Origin of the sequence: Bernardetia sp. ABR2-2B (genome assembly GCF_037126435.1) — a bacterium.
Classification (GTDB): domain Bacteria; phylum Bacteroidota; class Bacteroidia; order Cytophagales; family Bernardetiaceae; genus Bernardetia.
This window is the reverse complement of record NZ_CP147020.1, coordinates 3213601-3231950: the sequence shown is the minus strand read 5'-3', so window position 1 is coordinate 3231950 and position 18350 is coordinate 3213601. Positions and strand designations below refer to the sequence as shown.

Here is an 18350-nt window from a genome sequence, read left to right as displayed (position 1 = left end):
CGTTTATGAAGATAGAAACCTATTATTCTATTTTTTAAACTTCTTTTTTTTATGCAAAATCATTCTTATAAACCCTATATCAAATTTGCTTTGATGCTGACCATTTCATTTGTCATTATGTATGGCGTAATGTTTTTGAATGTGGCAGAACTCAACCATATTTATTTGAGCAATACTCGTTTGTATATGACTTTATTGATGGTTTCGCCTATGGCAGTTTTGAAATTATTTTTTATGAGTGATATGTATAAAGACAAAAAACTAAATGTTGGAATTGTCTTTTTGAGTGTTTCTATTTTCATTTCGGCTTTGCTTTTTTTGAGAACTCAAACCTTTATTGACGATGAACAATACATGAAAGCCATGATTCCTCACCACTCTTCGGCTATTTTGGTTAGTGAAAATACCGACTTCAAAAATGCAGAAGTAAAGGAGCTTTCAATAGAAATTATCAAAGCACAAGAAAGAGAAATTGCAGAAATGAAAAAGTTGCTTAATGTAGTAGAATAATTATTTTTTAATCTAATTTTTTTTAACTCAAAACCCTAAAAATTATGAGTAATTCAAAATATCAATCATGTATTGAAGCCTGCCAACAATGTCTTATCGACTGTCAAAGCTGTTTGTATCAAATGGCAACAAAAGAAAGTATGAACGACTGCCCTCGTTGTTGTATCGAATGTGTTGATTCGTGTTTAGTGTGTATAAAAGCGATGGCAAATGATAGCAAGTGGGCAAAAGAATACTGTAAAATTTGTGCAGAAATTTGTGAATGGTGTGCCAAAGAGTGTGAACAACACGACCACGACCATTGTAAAAAATGTGCAGAATCTTGTCGTAAATGCGCCGAAGAATGTCACAAAATGGCAGCTTAATTTTTATTCCCAAACCCTAAGAGTCGCTGAAGACCCTTAGGGTTTAAAAATGATAAACATAATAACCACTATGAAAACACTAGAACAAACTCAAATAAATAAAAAAGAATACAACATTCAAGGAATGACTTGTAAAGGCTGTGAAGCCAAAGTAAAAAAAACTTTAGAAACATTCCCACAAATAGAAAAGGCAGAAGTAAGTGTAGAAAATTCTGATGGAAAACTTTATTTTGAAGAGAATATTCCGACTTCTGTATTACAAGAAAAGCTATCTGAAATAGGAAATTATATCATTACAGAAAAAAATAAGACTGATAAGATAACTTTTGAAGAAGTAAAGGCTAATTCGAATGCAGTTTCGAAAAATGAAGAGATAAATTTACCAACAAAATCATTTTCTACTTACAAACCTCTCTTTCTGATTGTGGGTTTTATTTTAGGAGTGAGTATTTTGGTTCAATATCCGTTTGCTGATTTTTCTGGAATGCTTTTGATGCGTCATTTTATGGCTGGATTTTTTATTGTCTTTGCCTTTTTCAAGCTATTGAATTTGGAAGGTTTTGCCAATTCTTATCAAATGTATGATATTGTAGCAGCAAAATGGAAAGGATGGGGATTGATTTATCCATTTGTAGAACTTGCTTTAGGTATTGCTTATCTTATCAATATGTTTCCTTTTTATGTCAATCTAATTACGATTATCATTTTGGGAATTAGTAGTATTGGAGTGATAAAAAGTAACCTAGACCAAAAGAAAATTAAATGTGCTTGTTTGGGAGATGTTTTCAATCTGCCGATGAGTACCGTTACGATTATTGAAGATTTGTCAATGGTAGCGATGGCTGTCGTTATGCTTTTTGTAGTTTAAGAAACTGTACTTTATGCTCAAACCCTAAGATTCTTAAAGATTCTTAGGGTTTTCAAAGTTACTTTTAATTGGATATAACGCCTTTTTCTAAAAACTCATTCTTGAAAGTGGTGCAACTGTTTGACTACTAAACTCTTTTTTCAAAAATTTATAGTGAGCAGCCATCGCAATCATGGCAGCATTATCAGTGCAATATTCCATTTTAGGAATAAAAATATCCCACTCTTTTTCTTGTCCTAACTCTGTCATTCTTTTTCTAAGTTCTGAATTGGCAGAAACTCCTCCAGCAATTGCAATTTGATTTATTCCTTTTTGCTCGGCAGCTTGAATAATTTTTCTCAAAAGCGTTTCGATCAGTGTGTGTTGAATTGTTGCACAAATATCATTGATGTTTTCTTTGATAAAATTTGGGTTTTTCTGCTCCTGCTTTCTGATAAAATAAAGAATGGCTGTTTTGAGTCCAGAAAATGAAAAATCAAGATTCGGCAAATCTACTTTTGGCAATCCATAGTCTTGAACGATTCCTTTTTGGGCTAATTTATCAATCTCAACTCCCCCCGGATAAGGTAAACCTAACATTTTAGCTGTTTTGTCAAATGCTTCTCCAACGGCATCATCTTGTGTCGTTCCGATGACTTCCATGTCTAAATAATCTTTTACCAAAACAACCTGTGTATGTCCACCTGAAACTGTCAAACACAAAAACGGAAATTTAGGAGTTGGTTCATCAATAAAATGAGCCAAAACGTGTGCCTGCATATGATTAACTTCAATGAGTGGAATTTCCAAACTCAACGCCAACGATTTTGCAAAAGCTGTCCCAACGATTAACGCACCCAAAAGCCCAGGCCCACGAGTAAAAGCAATAGCATCTAAATCTTTTGTCGTAATTTGAGCTTTTTTTAAAGCTTCCATCACAACAGGAACAATATTTTGTTGATGCGCTCGTGATGCAAGTTCTGGCACAACACCACCATAAGAACGATGAATTTCTTGTGTCGCAATCAAATTACTTTTTACCTTTCCATCTATAATTACAGAAGCCGAAGTTTCATCACAACTTGACTCAATAGCTAATATTTTTATCATAAATTTGCATAGTGTATTCGTTTCCTCAGAAACGAACTTACGCTTTCTCAAAAGCGTGATTAACAAAAAAGAAACACGCTTCTGAGGAAGCGTTTCATTCAGTTCTAAGAACGACGAAGTCCTCAGCGAAGCTAAACTGAACGCACAAACTAGTATGAACCATTCAAAAATCAAATCAGTCTTAAATTCTATTCAACATCCGATTCATTCAAGAATTGCGCCCACTCCTTCTGGTTTTTTACACAAAGGTAATGCTTTTTCTTTCCTTTTGACGTGGATTTTGGTAAGAAAAACAGGAGGAACGCTTACTTTACGCATCGATGATATTGATAAAGCTAGAAAACGACCAGAGTATGTAAAAGATATTTTCACAACACTTGATTTTTTAGGAATAGATTGGGATAAAGGAGCAAAGAACCCCAATGACTTTGAAAAAAGTTACTCACAACATCACTTTTTAGATATTTATCTAAAAGAAATTGAAAATCTTAAAGATAAAAAGGCTGTTTTTGAGTGTTTTTGCTCTCGTTCAAAAGTTAAAACTAGAAACTTTGAAAATCAAATTTTATCTGCTAATTATGATGGTTTTTGCTTGAATAAGTCAAATTTGGACTTAAAAAGTCAGAAAAAGTCTGCTCTCCGAATAAATACAGATTATTTTGATAAAAAAACTATACAAATAAATGATTGTAATAGAGATAATTTAGAGATTAATATATCAACTACACTACCTTTTTTTATTGTTCAGAAAAAAGCTCAAAAAGACAAAAAACTACCAGCCTATCAACTCGCTTCTTTGATAGATGATGTTAGAATGAATATTAATTTTGTCGTCAGAGGAAAAGATTTGATACATTCAACAGCTGCACAGCTTTTTTTAGCAGAAATTTTAGACAAAAATTCTTTTTTAGAAACTACTTTTTTACATCACGATTTACTAACAGATAAAGATAAAAATAAGATTTCTAAATCAGCAGGAAGTAAATATAATTCTTTTTCAGTAAAGCACTTTAGAGAAAATGGAGGAACACAAAAAGATTTTTTGAAAGAATTTTGTGAGTGGATAAAAATAGAACCAAAGGAAAACTTGCAACAGATTTTGGATTCTGTCTTATATTAATATTCATTTTCACAAAAAAAATGATTAACAAAGAATGGTTGAATTTCTTCATTAATCATTTTACCTTTTACTACTAAGAATGACTATTTTTCCTCTTTTGTTTCAGGATATTTATAGCCGTATTCTTCCGTAATTTTTTCCTTAGAAATTTGTTCTACTTTAAAATTTACTACGATTTTTTCTACTGGACGGTCAGGATATTGCGTTTTTTGTTGTGCTACACTATCAATTACGTCTAATCCGTCAATCACTTGACCAAAGACAGTATATTGTCCGTCAAGATGATTTGCGCCGTTATCTTTTTCTACGATATAAAACTGCGAACCACTAGATTCTCTTTTTGGATTTACATTATCTCCCATTCTTGCTGCTGCAACTGCACCTTTACGATGTACATGATTATCTTTGATTTCGGCAGGAATTGTATAGCCAGGTCCTCCAGTTCCATATTCTCTAGGGTCTTTCGAAATATCTTTACTAAACGGGTCGCCACCTTGAATCATAAACCCTTTTATTACTCTATGAAAAATTGTTCCGTCATACGTTCCGTCTTCTACTAATTTGATAAAGTTTTCTTTGTGAAGAGGTGTATCATCAAAAAGAACAATTTTCATGTCTCCAAATTTTGTGGATAGCGTTACTACTTGGTCTTTATCTGGGCTACATTTGCTGCTCATAAGTGTTGAAATTAAAATGAATGAAAATAGTAAATGAATTAAATTATTCTTTTTCATTATGATAAATGATTTTAGTAAAAATTGTTTGTTTCAGAACTTTTACAAAAATGACTTTGTAGTAGTAATGAATTTATGCCCAAATTTACTATTAAAAAATGTTTGATTAAAATTTACACTAAAAATGATTGATGTTTATGTCCTGAATCCGACTGCTATTTCTAACCGTCCTCAACTTGGAGCTTTTACAGCTATGAAAGGCTTTGAATTTATGGGAGCTAAGAATATTCTTGTAAATAGTATTGCTGATATGAGAAACCTAACAAATAATACAATAACTGATTTAGACAACAAAGAAAATATTGCTGTTGGTGGAATAGGTTTTGTAAAAAGCAGATTAGAATATTTGGGTTATAGTTACAACTTAGAATCAGGCTTGGATTATCCGATAGAGATTAGAAGCTATTTAGGCAGAGAAATATGGACTTCTACCATTGATGAAATTAGCCGAACACTTCCAAATGTTTTTATAAAGCCAAAAGATGAAATAAAACAAAAATTCTTTACAGGTTTGGTTATCAATTCTTCAAAGGATTTGATAGGAAAAGGCATTCAAGGACAAAATTATGAAGTTTGGTGTTCAGAGCTTATTAACCCTATTGCAGAGTTCAGAGTTTTTGTCAGATATGGAGAAATTTTGGATATACGAAGATACAGAGGCAACTATAATATCAATCCAGATTATAAAATCATTGAAAAGTGTATTAAAGATTTTACTTCTAGTCCTTTAGCATATGGCATTGATTTTTGTGTAACTGAGAAAGGCAAAACATTACTTTTAGAAGTAAATGATGGTTTTTCGTTAGGAGATTATGGTCTTAATTTTTTAGATTATGCAAAACTGAATTATACACGTTGGAGCGAGTTGGTAGAATGTAAAGATTATTTTAAGTTTTAGAATTACTATTTCATGTCTTATCAGGGATAATTACGAATTTACAACTACTGGTTATCAAATAATTGCAAATAAAAAAAAGGAAGAAATTGAATCTTCAACTTCTTCCTTTTAATTTATTTTTTTGCAAATTACTCATTCATACTCTCAATACGAGTTTTGTATTTCTTATAAAGGACTTTTTGCTTATTGTTCAAATCAATTTCTCTTCCTTCAATAAAAGCATGAATTACTTTGTTGGTTGTCATATCCAAAATATCACCCTCTGAGACTACAATACTTGCATCCTTTCCTGTTTCTAATGTTCCGACACGTTTATCAATTCCTAAAATAAAGGCAACCTTGCTTGTGATGGCAGCTAGAGCTTGTTCTTTTGTAAGTCCGAAAGTTACTGCCATTCCTGCTGAAAAAGGAAGATTTCTTCCTCCTGCTGTTTCCATGCTTCCAGCGTAATTCAAACAATATTCTACCCCAGCTTTTTCTAATAAATAAGGAAGTTTGAAAGTCGCATCAATATCATCATCTGTACGTTGAGGAAGTTCTAAGGTGCGACCTACAATTACAGGAACTTGATTTTTCTTTAAAAATTCAGCTACTTGCCAAGAGTCATATCCACCCACAACAACAACTTTTTGCACTCCCATTTCTTTGAGAAAGCTTACTCCTTCAATAATATCTTTTGCCCAATCTGCATGTAGATAAAGGTGCATTGTTCCATCAAAAAGTCCTTTTATAGAAGCTAGTTTCAGATTTTTTATCGTTGGATTTTCAATTTGATTATAAGCTTTTGCTTCGCTCAAAAGAGATTTTATTTTTTCTATTTCTGCATTTCGCTCTTCTTCTTTTGCCTTTTTAGGTTCGGCAGGAGCAGCCCACCAACCACCTTGTTGCATATAAGGAGGCATATAAATATGTAAACCATCATCCATTTTCAGACTCGCATCTTCCCAATTCCACGCATCAAGGTTTACTACCGATGAAAGACCTGCCACCAAAGAACCACGAGGAGTAGCTTGAGCAATCAAAACACCATTTGTTCTGACCGTAGTCGTAACTTCAGATTCAGCATTATAAGCACTAATAGCTCTGATATTTGGGTTCATATCGCCTACTTCTGCCATATCTACTGACGGACGAACGGCATCAATTTCTGTAAGTCCTAGTGTAGTATTTGCCAAAATTAGTGATGGGTAAATATGTTTTCCTGTCAAATCTACCACTTTTGCACCTTCTTCTGAAATACCTGAAGCTGCTCCTAAAGCTGTAATCTTTCCATTTTCAAAACGAACAGAACCATTTTCAATGACAGTTTCTCCATCACCAATATGAAGTGTTGCATTTTTGAGAACGATAGGCTCACTTTGTTTTTGTGCTGGTAGAGGTGTTTGAGAATGTCCTTCTAAGGAAAAGAAAAAAGAGGTAAAAAATAAAAGTACGAAGGCAAGACTAGATAATCTTCTGAGTTGCATAATGATATATTTTATTAAAAGAGAAATGAGAGCAATTACGAATTTTGTAGTTTTTAAACTTCTTATGCAATATCCGAAATTATTTTTTTGAAAAAATGTTATAAATTGTGAAAAGATTCAGAAATTATAGAATACAGTAAAAATTTGGTACTTTAGAAAAAAATAAAGAAGTTGTTTTAAGAGTAGGTTTGTATGCTTATTTGTTGGTGTCTCCACCATAGCCGTAAGGCTATTGAGAGAGCTTTGCCTTTTACTCCTTTAGGAGTTCCATATTGGTAGATAAAAATAGAGAAATTAAAATTCATTTACTCCATAGGAGTTGTATATTGGTTGTATTTTACATTGAAAATCTTGAAACTACCAATATGTAGTTCCTAACGGAACAGAATACAATTTTTTGCTCTTATTTTTTCTACCAATATAAAGTTCCTACGGAACAGAAAAACAAATAAACTTTAACCTTACGTTACCACCAACGACCAAAATCAACTTTTGCAAAAAAACCATAAAGAAGCAAAAATCACTCAAACAATAAATTTTAAAGTAATTATGAAAAAACCATTCAATTTACAGAAGTGGATAGACGATAATCGCCACCTTTTAAAACCACCTGTCGGAAATCAGCAAGTATATTTAGATAATGAAGATTATATTGTAATGGTAGTGGGAGGTCCAAATAGCAGAAAAGATTATCATTATAACGAAAGCGAGGAGCTTTTTTATCAGTTGGAGGGAAACATTACTGTTAAGATTATTGAAGATGGAAAATTTGTCGATGTGCCTATTGGTGCTGGTGAAATGTTTTTATTACCTGCAAAAGTCCCTCACTCTCCACAACGTACGGAGGGTTCGATTGGGCTTGTCATTGAGCGTTATAGAAGAGAAGGCGAAGAAGATGGCTTTATGTGGTACTGCGAAAACTGTGGAAACAAACTGTATGAAGAGCGTTTTGAATTAACTGATATTGTAGCACAGCTCCCAAAAGTAATGCAAACCTTCTATAATTCGGAAGAATTACGCACTTGTGATGAATGCCAAACAGTAATGGAAACACCTCAAAAGTAAGGCTATTTATGAAAGCTCTATAAATATAAATCCTGATTTTATGTTTTTTCTACAAAGCACACTACCAAACGAAATAAGTGGATTTTCAAGAATAGAATATTTAGCCATCTTTAATGCTATTATTTTCGGCTTTATTGTGGCTGAATTTTTTATGGGTTGGGGTAATTTTATGCGTTATCGTTCCCAAATTAAGTTTGATTTTATACCTATCATTTGGTCTTTCCTTACTTTTTTGGTTTCTATCTTGATTTGGTGGGGAACGTGGACAAACAATGAGTTTATTGGAGTCAATATTTTCTATTATTATTACTCTCTTGTTTTGCCCTTACTTCTGTATTTGGTTTGTGTGTTTTTATTTCCAAAAATCAATGAGACAAGGTACGAAACAGATATTTTTGATTTAGAGTGTTACTTCAAAAAACAAGCTCCTCTTATTTCTTTCTTATATGGTTTGCTCTTTATGGCAATGATTCTGAACGCTATTATTTTTCAAGAAAATGAATTATTTCATATCAAAAATTATATTAAAGGAGGTGCTGCCTTACTTGCCTTTGGGGGAATATTTATTAAAAATAGAATCTATTATTGGATAATTACGGCTGTAATGTTGGTTCTTTTTATTGGTTTTTTGATGACTGTCTGAACTACGATATAAAGCCTATTCTAACCTAACTCCCCAAAATGTAATGTCATCACGCTGTTCGGCATCTTTTTGATGCGCTTCCAAAAAATCAATTAATAAATCTTGTTGTGTTGGCATGTTTTCATTTAATATTGTATTGAGAAATAACTTTAAATTATAACTTCCAATACGCTCTGCTTGTGGCGAGTTTTGGTCTGCAAACCCATCAGTAGTGAGATATAAAGAAGAACCAGCAGGAAGTTGAATAATATTCTCTTCAAAAAGTCGCTTTTCTTCTCGTTGCTTTCCTCCTATTGAACTTCGGGTTGCTCCAATTTCTTGTATTTCTGTATGTGAAGGTTCTGCATACCAAAGAGGTCTTTTTGCTCCTGAATAGGCTACTTCATAAAGTGCAGAAGTTCGTTTTTTAATTCTACACAAAATCATATCCATCCCATCTTTATTACTTTTTGAGCTATTTCTTGAGTTTGGTTTTATATCTTGTTTTAACAGTTTTCGAACTCTCTCGTGCATCAATCTCAATATTTTAGAAGGCTGCATATGTTTTTCTTGATTAATCAGTTCATCTAAGAGCATATTTCCAATCATAGACATAAAAGCTCCTGGTATTCCATGTCCAGTACAATCTACGACAGCAATAAATGTATAATCATTAATTTTTGTGAGCCAATAAAAATCTCCACTAACAATATCTTTTGGACTATAAATCAGACAGTAATCAACAAATTGATTCAGAATTGACTTTTCAGTTGGGGTCAGTACGCCCTGTATCGTTTTGGCATAACGCATACTATCCAAAATATTTTGATTCTTATCTCTAATCAGTTTATAAGCATTTGCATTGGCGACAGCAATCGAAACATAAGTAGAAAGGTTGCGTAAAAGTGCTAAATTATCTTCTGTATAAGGATTTTTTTCAAAGCTTTGAATCGTCATTACACCAATCGGACGCTCACGAATACGAAGAGGAATAAGAAATGCTGTTTGGGGAATTTCTCCAATAATAGGGCTAATATGTTTTTTATTTTTTTGAAAATACTCTTTCTTTACATCAACAATAAAATACTCTTTATCTTCTAAAAAAGATTGTACTGAAAGGCTTTTGGTATCCTCTGTCGCAGATTCCATATGAAAAGGCAAAGTTTCATTTTTTTCTATAAAATTATTATATTCAATGGCTTGTGAACGAGGGTTATAAATACCAATTCCGAAACCATCGACAGGCATAATAGGCTCAATACTTTCTTTTATAATATAAATAAGCGCATCTTCATCCATTGTAGCTGTTATTTTTCGTCCAATTTCAGATAAAATGGAAAGGCGTGAAAATGTTTCTTTTAGCTGGTTATTTTGCTGTGTAATTTCTTCTTTTTGCTGACTGATTTCTGTACTCTTTTCTAGTATTTCTTTATTTTGTTTATCTCTTTCTCTTTTTTGCATAAAGACCAAAATAGCAATGACAAGTAAGAGAATTGCTCCAGTAGCGAGGGAATAATTCCAAATTTCTTGACGTTCGATTTCAGACTCTTGCAGTTTTTTTTGTTCTCTCAATGTCGTAATGATTTGTTCTTGTCTTTCACTCTCAAAAACAGCTTGTAAACGTTTGGTTTCATTTACACTTTGTTCATTTTTTAATGAGTCATCTAAGTTGGCATATTTTTCAAAATAGTTTGCAGCTAATTCAAACTCAGATTTTTGTTGATAAATGTTTGCTAAAAGCCTATAGATATTACTTATTTTGTTTCTCAACCCTGTGCTATAAGCTAAGTCTAAAGCCTTTTTTGTAAAAAACTCTGCTTTTTTATAGTCTTGATATTGATAATAATACTCTGCTTTTCCAAAATAAATATAGAACCAAAGGTGTCTATCTTGTAGTTTTTGAGCTATTTGTTCAGCCTTATCAAAATAAAATATAATTTTAGTTTTATTTGTCTGTAAAGAATCTGTTTTTACCAAACTCATTCCTAAACTTATATAATATTGACAAAGAAGCATGTTATCCTTTAGTTGAATGGTTAGAGGAAGTCCTTTTTCGAAATAGATACTTGCTTCTTTGTAATCTTTCAATTCGAAATAGACACTTCCAATATTCAAATAACCAGCTACTATTCCTGTACTATCATTTAATTTTTTTTTCATTTGGATAGCCTGTTTGTGCATCTGAATTGCTTTTTCGTATTTATTATTTTTCTTATAAATCAAAGCCATATTATTTAGCGCACGAGCTACTTGTAGTTTTTTGTCATAACGCTGTTGAATACCTATTGCAATCAGTAGATTTTCTAAAGCACGTTGATAATTTCCTTGTACATAATACATTCCTCCTAGGTTATTAAGTACAAAGGAATATTCCACAGAATCTCCTAATTCTTGATATGTGTCAGCAGAAATTTTAAAAAAGTGAATTGCAGAGTCATAATTATTTTTGTGCTGGTGATAAAAACCAACCAATCGCAACCCTCTAGCTCTTCCTTTCAGATATAAATCCTCTTCTGATTTTTGAATGGCTAACTCTGCCAAATTTCTACTAGAATCATTTTTATTTTTTATGTATATATCTGAAATTTTTAAAATTGTGTTTATTTTAGTAGTATCTTCTAGCTCTAATTTTTCAGCAGAATTATAAATTTGCCAAAGGCTATCCAACTTTTTTTGATTACGTTCATTATTAGGCACATCAGATTGGGCTTGTATTTCAAATGAAAAAAAGCAAATTCCGAATACTAGTAAAATAAAAAAATGAATTAGTCTATACATTTATGTTTTTAGATGTAAACTTTCCCACTCTACCTCTTGCACAATATCACTATGCAAACTAAGTCCTACGGGACAAGTCATTGCTGCACGATGTAGTTTTTCATGTTCTTTGACAGTCAAAAAAAGTGTTTCTGGACACGTATAAGTAATCTTGATACGTCCAATTCTGCGAGGATTATCTGTCATTATTTTTTCTACATAAGCTTCTAACCCTTCCAAATTTATTCCTTCTCTTTCTGCCAAAATCCCCATCATTGTCATCTGACATGAAGCCAACGAACTACACACCAAATCGGTAGGAGAAAATGCCTCTCCTTTTCCATGGTTATCTTTTGGAGCATCTGTAATAAGTGTTTTTTGAGAATTGATATGCGTAGCTTCCGTACGCAAACTACCTTGATAGATTACTTTTATCATAAAATTAAACTGATTTTGACATCTTGTATTTTTGAAGATATAATATATTTTGCTTTACAATTAAAAATAGATAAAAAAGATGACTTTACCTGTATTTTTGATTTAATTTTGCTCAAGCTAGTTTTATAAATTTTCAATTCTAACCAATTTTGTATTTTGAATACTGACTTATTTCCTTCTTTATTTTCTCATTTTCTTTCTCCTATTTTTATTTCTGAGTGGAAGGATAAAATTTTTGATGATAAAAAGCTTACTATAAAAGTGCTTCGATTAGATGCTCAACATCAGCATATTGGAGGAAATAAATTATACAAATTATATTACAATTTAGTAGAGGCTAAAAACCAAAACAAAACTAAAATACTCACTTTTGGTGGTGCATATTCCAATCATTTGAGAGCTACTGCCTTTGCGGCTAAACAGTTGGGAATGGAAAGTATAGCCATCATTAGAGGAGAAGAATATCAAACTTTGAATCCTGTTTTGGCTTTTTGTAAAGAACAAAATATGCAACTTCATTATATTTCAAGAAGTGAATATAGAGAAAAAAATAGTCCTTCATTCATAGAAAAATTAAAACAACGATTCGGAGATTTTTATTTGATTCCAGAAGGAGGTTCGAATGCACTTGCTTTAAAGGGAACAAGTCATATTCCTAAAATTGCTTATGATTTAGTCAAAAATGTTTTTGGTGTCGCTTCGCTAAAACACCAACAACAGCAAAAAGAAGATGTATTAGATAAAAATATAGATTATTTTGCCCTAGCTATCGGAACAGGTAGTACGGCAGCAGGAATTTTGAATGGAATACAAGAAATTGAAAATAAGAATAAAACTAAAGTTTTAGCTGTTTCTGCGCTAAAAGGAGGTAGTTTTTTAAAAGGTGATATAGAACAGCTACTAAATGATTTTTATAAAAATAATGAAGAAAAAACAAAGCACACCTTGAAAAATCTTATTCTTGAAACCAACTTTCATGAAGGTGGTTACGCCAAAAAATCAGAGCGATTGATGAATTTCATCACAGATTTTAATCAAAAAAATGACTTTGAACTAGAACCTATTTATACAGGGAAAGCATTTTTTGCTGTCTATGAATTAGCTAAAACAGACTTCTTTGAGGAAGGGCAAACTATTGTTTTGATTCATACAGGGGGTGTTTTTTGAACTCTTTCATTAAAAATTATTTCAGATTTCAAGCTCAGAATTAGATTTTTAAAGGTTTTTTTAGCAATTTTAGTTGTCTGCATTTTTTAATCTTATCTTTAATAAATACAATCAATCAGATGAATGATAATAATAAGCCAAGAGCGAATAACTGGACACTTTTTTTGGATAGAGATGGAGTATTGAATCGTAAGCTAGAAGATGATTATGTCAAAAGCTTAGAAGAATTTGATATTTTAGAACATTCAAAAGAAGCCTTAGAAATTCTGAGCGAACATTTCGAAACCATTGTAGTAGTTACCAACCAACAAGGAATTGGAAAGCAACTAATGAGTGAAAAAGACTTAGAAGTTATTCATAATCATTTGTTAGAAAAATTGCCACAAATCCAGAGCATTTATTTTTGTTCTGACCTTGCAAAAACCAATTCTCCACGTCGAAAACCTGCTATCGGAATGGCGATTGATGCCAAAGAAGATTTTTGTACTATCAGTTTTAAGCGTTCTGTTATTGTTGGAGATAGTATTTCTGATATGCAATTTGGTAGAAATGCAGGAATGAAAACATGTTTTATCAATGAAAAAAATAGCTTTGAGCGTGTAAAAAACAAAGCTCTGATTGACTTCGAAACAACTTCACTCATCGAAGCTGTTCCTTACTTGATTCATCTTACCAAATAAAATATGTTCTTCTATTGCTGTTTTGTTTATGTAGAAGTAATCATAATCAAGATGAAAAGAATAATTCCCATCACAAAACCACCACTAATTCCGAAAAGGATTAGTTTTACATAAAATGTATTGCGTTGGTCTCTTCTTATCAATTCTTTTTCAAATTCCTCATCGTTGTTTTTTGAATCGTTCATTGCTATATTTTTTTTGAGTTTGATTTTCCAAAAACTAAAGTATTCGGCATATTGATTAAAAAAACTGTGAATAGATTTAGTTTTTATTTTTTTCTTAATTCTGAATAAGGATTTTGCGTAGCTTCTTTTTCTACATAATATAAAATGGAACGAATATCGCCATCGCTGAGGTGGTCATGATTTGGCATCATTTGTCCATATTCAGAATACATGTTATAATATCTATTTCCTCTATCACTACCCATGATTGTCATTTCGGGATATTTTGTAAAATTAATTAGTGATTTTAAAGGTTGAGTTTTAATGGCTGGAAGAAGTGCAGGACCTACTATTCTTTGATAAAACCCATGACATTGTTTACATTCATTTTCAAAAAGCTGTTTTCCTTTTACTAAATCCATTTCATAACAACATTCTGCATAATCATCTAAAACTGGACGGCTTTCATAGTGTTTTGATAAAGCCTGTTCAAATTTTTTAGCAGAATTGTCTTCTCTAATAACATGAACATTACCATTTACTAGGGGTGGTGGTATATTTTGTATAACAGGAAGGTTAAATTGATCTGATTCATTAAAAGCTGTATTTATTTCATTTTCAAATTGCTTAAAATAGATAGCAATATTTTCATCTGTTGTTTTGTCAAGAGAAATTACCTTTTTTATTTTGCTTTTTATTGTGGCTTTTATTTCTCCTGTATAAAGATTATTCTCTTTTTCGCTAATAACTTTTAATACAACCGTTTCATCTTTTGGAAGATAAGCAGATTTGTTATTTTGGTTTCCTTGCCAAATATAAAATATTCCTTTTTCGTTTCTACTCAAATGTAGAATTACCTTGTCTTTTGGGAAAATTAAGAAAGCTCTTGCAGCTTCTTTGACTTTTAATTTTTTCACTTTCAATTCAACAGAAACATCTACTCTGTTTTCATAATTTATGAGCTTATCTATATTTGTCCAGCCCAATCTATTCAAACTAAAAGCATACGATACACGCTCACTAAACTTTCGCTCTGTTTCGTATTTATCCGTTACTTCTTTTTGTAACTCTTCTCTTCTTACATCCCAAGTTTGATATTCTTTCTCAAATTTTGCCCACGCTTTTTCTTTTTCTTTAAAAAGTTTATCAATATATTTTTTCAATGCTCGGTTTACCTTTCCTTTTGGTTTTACTTTCGTTGCTCCTTCGGCTGCAAACTCTTCAAAAATATAAGCTCTACATTTTTTATTTTTGGTAAGATATTCGGCTGCTTTTTGGTCTGCTTCCCATAAGTTTTCATCTAGATTTTTAAGATAAATGGCTATCAAATCATTTCCACAACATTCGTTCATAGCTTTAACACGTTTTTCGAATTCGTATGTAGAAATAAATGTTCCTTGAAATTTCCTGTCTGAAAGTCCTTTTAAAATATATTTTGAGATGCCACATATCGTTGGTTTGCCTCTTTCTTCAGCGTCTTCTTGTACAAAACGAAATATACTTTCTGATTGATTTTTTTGATTAAAATTCTTTTTATTCTGTTCTAGAAAGCTACTAGAATTTTCTTCATTTATATCAATAACACGAATACTGTCCCCTAAATGATAGGTTTCTAACGTTCTGATTTTATCAGCAGGAATGATGATAGTTCGCTTTCCATCTTTCTCAAAACTTCCTTCATTCTTAGGAAAAAAATCAAGTCTTTCCAATGGAATTTCTGTGAGCCAGTTTTCTAATTCCTTCTCTTTTTTCCATTGAACAGGCGCATTTTCACTTACTTGTATTCCTTCATAAACTGACATATTACCAATTTTTTGTTGTGTTGGAATCTCTGCATAGATTGGTTTTGAGATATTTATCTTTCCTTTTTTGTCTGATTTGGCTGTAAGTTCAAACATTCCACCACTTTGCAAAATCTGTCCATCTGTGGTTTGTGTGGTCAGTTTGTGTTCTAACATTTCTGAAAGTGATAAGGCTTCTTTTAGATTAAGTGTAAGATTTCCATTTAAAGGATTTCCACTTTCATCTGTAAATGTTCCTGCTTCAATGGCGAATAGCGTTCCAGACTTTCCAAAAATGACGGTATCTTTTTCTGTATCAATGACAAACTCTTGTGGAGGAGGCGCATCAAATAGATGTGGAAAATTATATGCTAACTCTTCAGCTGACATATTTGCTATTCTATTGTCTTGTGTATTTTCAGAATCTAAGCAAGATGTAAAGCAAAATAAAGAGATAAATGTAAGAACAGAAAGTATTTTTTTCATGGCTTGAATTATTTTGAGAGTAGATAATCTATCTTCAAAATACATTTTTTCTTAGAAAGTAACTTATTTTTCTTATCGCTGCCTGTTATCCTTGCTGTTGTCTGATGTTTTCATTTGCCGTTGTTTGGTATCCTCAACAACAACTAATTTTTTAAAACAAAAAGCCGTTTGAATCAAAAAATCGTTTTTCTGATGTACTACTTTTTCTTTACTATTTCTATCCATTCGTCTAAAATCTTTATTTTTTCTTTTGATAATTTTTTCCTCGTTTCCTGTACTTTTGCTTTAAATAGTTGGTAAAACAAATTTTGATTTTCTTCTTGCAAAAGCAAAAATTTTTGTTGTTTTTTACTCAAGTTGCTGTCTTTAGAAAAAACAGGAAAATATGCTTCTTTCTCTTTATTCCACTCAAAACTAATTGCCATGTTAGTTTCATATAATGTAATGTACTCTAATTTTGCACCCCTATATTTACGATACGGTATGTAAAACTTACTTGTAATTATAGCTTCAATTTTACCAGAAGAATACGTGTAAAATTCTGTATTCAAATCTAAGTTTAGGTAAAGCATACTTCCTGAACTTAACGAATGTTTTCCAGCCAACTCTAAGACTTTTTTGAAGTTATTACCTAGAAGTTTGTAGAAAAAATATCTATTAATTTTTAAACCTGTTCCTCCACCATCGTGGTATTTCATCCAAACTAGAGGAATATTTTTCGTAGGACTAACTCCATAATGTGTGTCTTGCCCATTTGCCAGATTGTTAGTTCCTTTATGAATCATGAACCATTGATTATCAATTCTATCAAAAACAAAAAAGTCAGACTCCCAAGCAGTGCCTGTAAAAGCAATTAGTTCAATATCTTCATCTGTATCTAAATTATCGTAAATAATATACAAGACATTTCCTCCACCTATATCATTTTCTTTTTTAGAGTATTCACTAATTTCACTTGATAAAAGTGATAGCAATTTTTCATTCTCTTCATAATTTTCAGTATTTGAAACACTTATCTTATGTACTAAACTATCTGAAATAGGAATCATAAAACTTTGTGCCTTTGATTGTAAACAGATACAAACAAAGAAAATTAGAAATAAAAACTTCATTTTTTTTTGGACTTTAGTTAACAGAATTTATATCATTGTAATTTACAAATTCCTAAAACAAAAATGCCGTCTGAATCATCAATCTATCATTTGCCTTAATTTTCTGATTCGCTAGATTTTGGCTTAATGGAGTATGATAACTCACACCAAACATAAAACGCCCTGTATAAATTTGTGTTCCCAAAACAGCATTAAAAAGATTTCCACCTGTATCAAAAACAGTTTTTTCTTTTCGCTTGTCTTTTTGACTATTTTCATAATATGTTCCTACTGTCGGCATAAAACCAAATCTTCCTATTTGCTTGACATAAAAAAGAGTTGCATTACTACTTACACGATTTCCAAAACGATAATCTGTACTGTTTTCTGTATTGATTTTATAAGAAAAGTCAGCCGTCAGACCTAATTTTTTGTAGCGAATTGTATATTGAGAAGTAAGTAAAAAATCTGTGCTTCCTGTACCGAGTTGAAAGTTTGGATTCGCTACTTGCAAAACATCTTCCTCATCAAAATTAGATTTTCCTGTTGGTAACTTTACGCCACCTCCTACGAAAAAATTATGTTCAAAGGTTTGTGAAATAGTGTCATTTGTCGTGTTCAAAATTTCATATTGTGCAATAACAGAGGCATCAGCCATTCCACTAAGCGACTTTGTTTTATTGTTTTCATCTTGAAAATTCCATTGATAAGGCAAAAAAGCAAGTAGTTGTAACTTTGGTGTTGGATAAAACCTTGCCCATACTTCGGCAGTATAAAAACGCTCTTGTGTTTCGAAGAGTGATGAATAATTGCCTGTTCCCCCTAAATGAGAATCAAAAGAAGCACTGCGATAACGTAAACCAACAAAGTTTTTTTGAAACTGTGGCATTACTCCCAAATAATAGCTTCCAGCTCCACAACCACACAAATCACAGGCTTTTGAAGGAGCAGAAATAAATAAAAAGGAAATTGCAAAAAGCAAAAAAGCGATTAAATTTTTCATAGTTATAGCTTGGTAAAAGTCCACAACGACACTTTTAGGCTCGTTG

General features: G+C 31.8%; 19 protein-coding genes. 9 read left to right on the top strand and 10 right to left on the bottom strand.

What is annotated here, in order from left to right:
• Positions 1-51: 51 nt before the first annotated feature.
• The 3 genes from WAF17_RS13730 to WAF17_RS13720 all read left to right on the top strand — a co-directional run bounded on the left by WAF17_RS13730 (position 52) and on the right by WAF17_RS13720 (position 1743).
• Positions 52-510 (top strand): DUF305 domain-containing protein, encoded by a 459-nt coding sequence (locus tag WAF17_RS13730; RefSeq protein ID WP_338760501.1) that lies wholly within the window; start codon positions 52-54, stop codon positions 508-510.
• Between the two features lie 44 nt (positions 511-554).
• Complete coding sequence (locus tag WAF17_RS13725; protein WP_338760498.1) at positions 555-875, top strand: four-helix bundle copper-binding protein; 321 nt, start codon at positions 555-557, stop codon at positions 873-875.
• 70 nt (positions 876-945) lie between these two features.
• On the top strand, positions 946-1743 hold the full coding sequence (locus WAF17_RS13720; RefSeq protein ID WP_338760495.1) for a heavy metal-associated domain-containing protein: 798 nt from the start codon (positions 946-948) through the stop codon (positions 1741-1743).
• A gap of 87 nt (positions 1744-1830) precedes the next feature.
• Here WAF17_RS13720 and tsaD read toward each other — a convergent pair whose 3' ends face one another.
• Complete coding sequence (gene tsaD, locus WAF17_RS13715) at positions 1831-2832, bottom strand: tRNA (adenosine(37)-N6)-threonylcarbamoyltransferase complex transferase subunit TsaD (protein WP_338760492.1); 1002 nt, start codon at positions 2830-2832, stop codon at positions 1831-1833.
• Between the two features lie 154 nt (positions 2833-2986).
• Between tsaD and WAF17_RS13710 the strand changes: the two genes are divergently transcribed.
• Positions 2987-3952: a glutamate--tRNA ligase family protein gene (locus WAF17_RS13710; protein WP_338760489.1), complete on the top strand. Its 966-nt coding sequence runs from the start codon at positions 2987-2989 to the stop codon at positions 3950-3952.
• A gap of 83 nt (positions 3953-4035) precedes the next feature.
• Here the strand turns inward: WAF17_RS13710 and WAF17_RS13705 are convergent, their stop codons facing one another.
• Positions 4036-4686, bottom strand: coding sequence for a peptidylprolyl isomerase (locus WAF17_RS13705; RefSeq protein WP_338760486.1), 651 nt, complete (start codon positions 4684-4686; stop codon positions 4036-4038).
• A 124-nt stretch (positions 4687-4810) separates the two neighbouring features.
• Here WAF17_RS13705 and WAF17_RS13700 point away from each other — a divergent pair, with 124 nt between their 5' ends.
• Complete coding sequence (locus WAF17_RS13700; protein ID WP_338760484.1) at positions 4811-5584, top strand: ATP-grasp domain-containing protein; 774 nt, start codon at positions 4811-4813, stop codon at positions 5582-5584.
• A 128-nt stretch (positions 5585-5712) separates the two neighbouring features.
• Here the strand turns inward: WAF17_RS13700 and WAF17_RS13695 are convergent, their stop codons facing one another.
• Together WAF17_RS13695 and WAF17_RS13690 are read right to left on the bottom strand one after the other, a co-directional pair.
• On the bottom strand, positions 5713-7050 hold the full coding sequence (locus WAF17_RS13695) for an amidohydrolase family protein (protein WP_338760481.1): 1338 nt from the start codon (positions 7048-7050) through the stop codon (positions 5713-5715).
• Between the two features lie 176 nt (positions 7051-7226).
• A complete protein-coding gene (locus WAF17_RS13690) occupies positions 7227-7355 on the bottom strand; it encodes a hypothetical protein (RefSeq protein WP_338760478.1) in 129 nt (42 codons plus the stop codon).
• Positions 7356-7599: 244 nt separating this feature from the next.
• On the opposite strand from WAF17_RS13690, the gene WAF17_RS13685 reads away from it, so the two are divergent.
• Together WAF17_RS13685 and WAF17_RS13680 are read left to right on the top strand one after the other, a co-directional pair.
• Positions 7600-8115: a 3-hydroxyanthranilate 3,4-dioxygenase gene (locus tag WAF17_RS13685; protein ID WP_338760475.1), complete on the top strand. Its 516-nt coding sequence runs from the start codon at positions 7600-7602 to the stop codon at positions 8113-8115.
• A 40-nt stretch (positions 8116-8155) separates the two neighbouring features.
• Positions 8156-8758, top strand: coding sequence for a hypothetical protein (locus WAF17_RS13680; RefSeq protein WP_338760472.1), 603 nt, complete (start codon positions 8156-8158; stop codon positions 8756-8758).
• Between the two features lie 15 nt (positions 8759-8773).
• Here the strand turns inward: WAF17_RS13680 and WAF17_RS13675 are convergent, their stop codons facing one another.
• On the bottom strand, positions 8774-11515 hold the full coding sequence (locus WAF17_RS13675) for a tetratricopeptide repeat protein (protein WP_338760469.1): 2742 nt from the start codon (positions 11513-11515) through the stop codon (positions 8774-8776).
• The gene (locus tag WAF17_RS13670) at positions 11516-11932 is read right to left on the bottom strand and encodes an OsmC family protein (RefSeq protein ID WP_338760466.1); all 417 of its coding nucleotides are present in this window, start codon (positions 11930-11932) and stop codon (positions 11516-11518) included.
• A 156-nt stretch (positions 11933-12088) separates the two neighbouring features.
• Between WAF17_RS13670 and WAF17_RS13665 the strand changes: the two genes are divergently transcribed.
• Both WAF17_RS13665 and WAF17_RS13660 read left to right on the top strand, forming a co-directional pair.
• Complete coding sequence (locus WAF17_RS13665) at positions 12089-13099, top strand: pyridoxal-phosphate dependent enzyme (RefSeq protein ID WP_338760463.1); 1011 nt, start codon at positions 12089-12091, stop codon at positions 13097-13099.
• 44 nt (positions 13100-13143) lie between these two features.
• A complete protein-coding gene (locus WAF17_RS13660) occupies positions 13144-13779 on the top strand; it encodes an HAD-IIIA family hydrolase (protein ID WP_338770195.1) in 636 nt (211 codons plus the stop codon).
• A 26-nt stretch (positions 13780-13805) separates the two neighbouring features.
• On the opposite strand, the gene WAF17_RS13655 is transcribed toward WAF17_RS13660, so the two are convergent.
• The 4 genes from WAF17_RS13655 to WAF17_RS13640 form a co-directional block, all read right to left on the bottom strand.
• Positions 13806-13964, bottom strand: a complete 159-nt coding sequence (locus tag WAF17_RS13655) for a hypothetical protein (protein ID WP_338760460.1) — start codon at positions 13962-13964, stop codon at positions 13806-13808.
• An 83-nt stretch (positions 13965-14047) separates the two neighbouring features.
• Complete coding sequence (locus WAF17_RS13650; protein WP_338760457.1) at positions 14048-16210, bottom strand: cytochrome c; 2163 nt, start codon at positions 16208-16210, stop codon at positions 14048-14050.
• Between the two features lie 197 nt (positions 16211-16407).
• A complete protein-coding gene (locus WAF17_RS13645; RefSeq protein ID WP_338760455.1) occupies positions 16408-17259 on the bottom strand; it encodes a hypothetical protein in 852 nt (283 codons plus the stop codon).
• Between the two features lie 115 nt (positions 17260-17374).
• Positions 17375-18304: a hypothetical protein gene (locus tag WAF17_RS13640; RefSeq protein WP_338760453.1), complete on the bottom strand. Its 930-nt coding sequence runs from the start codon at positions 18302-18304 to the stop codon at positions 17375-17377.
• Between the last annotated feature and the right edge of the window lie 46 nt (positions 18305-18350).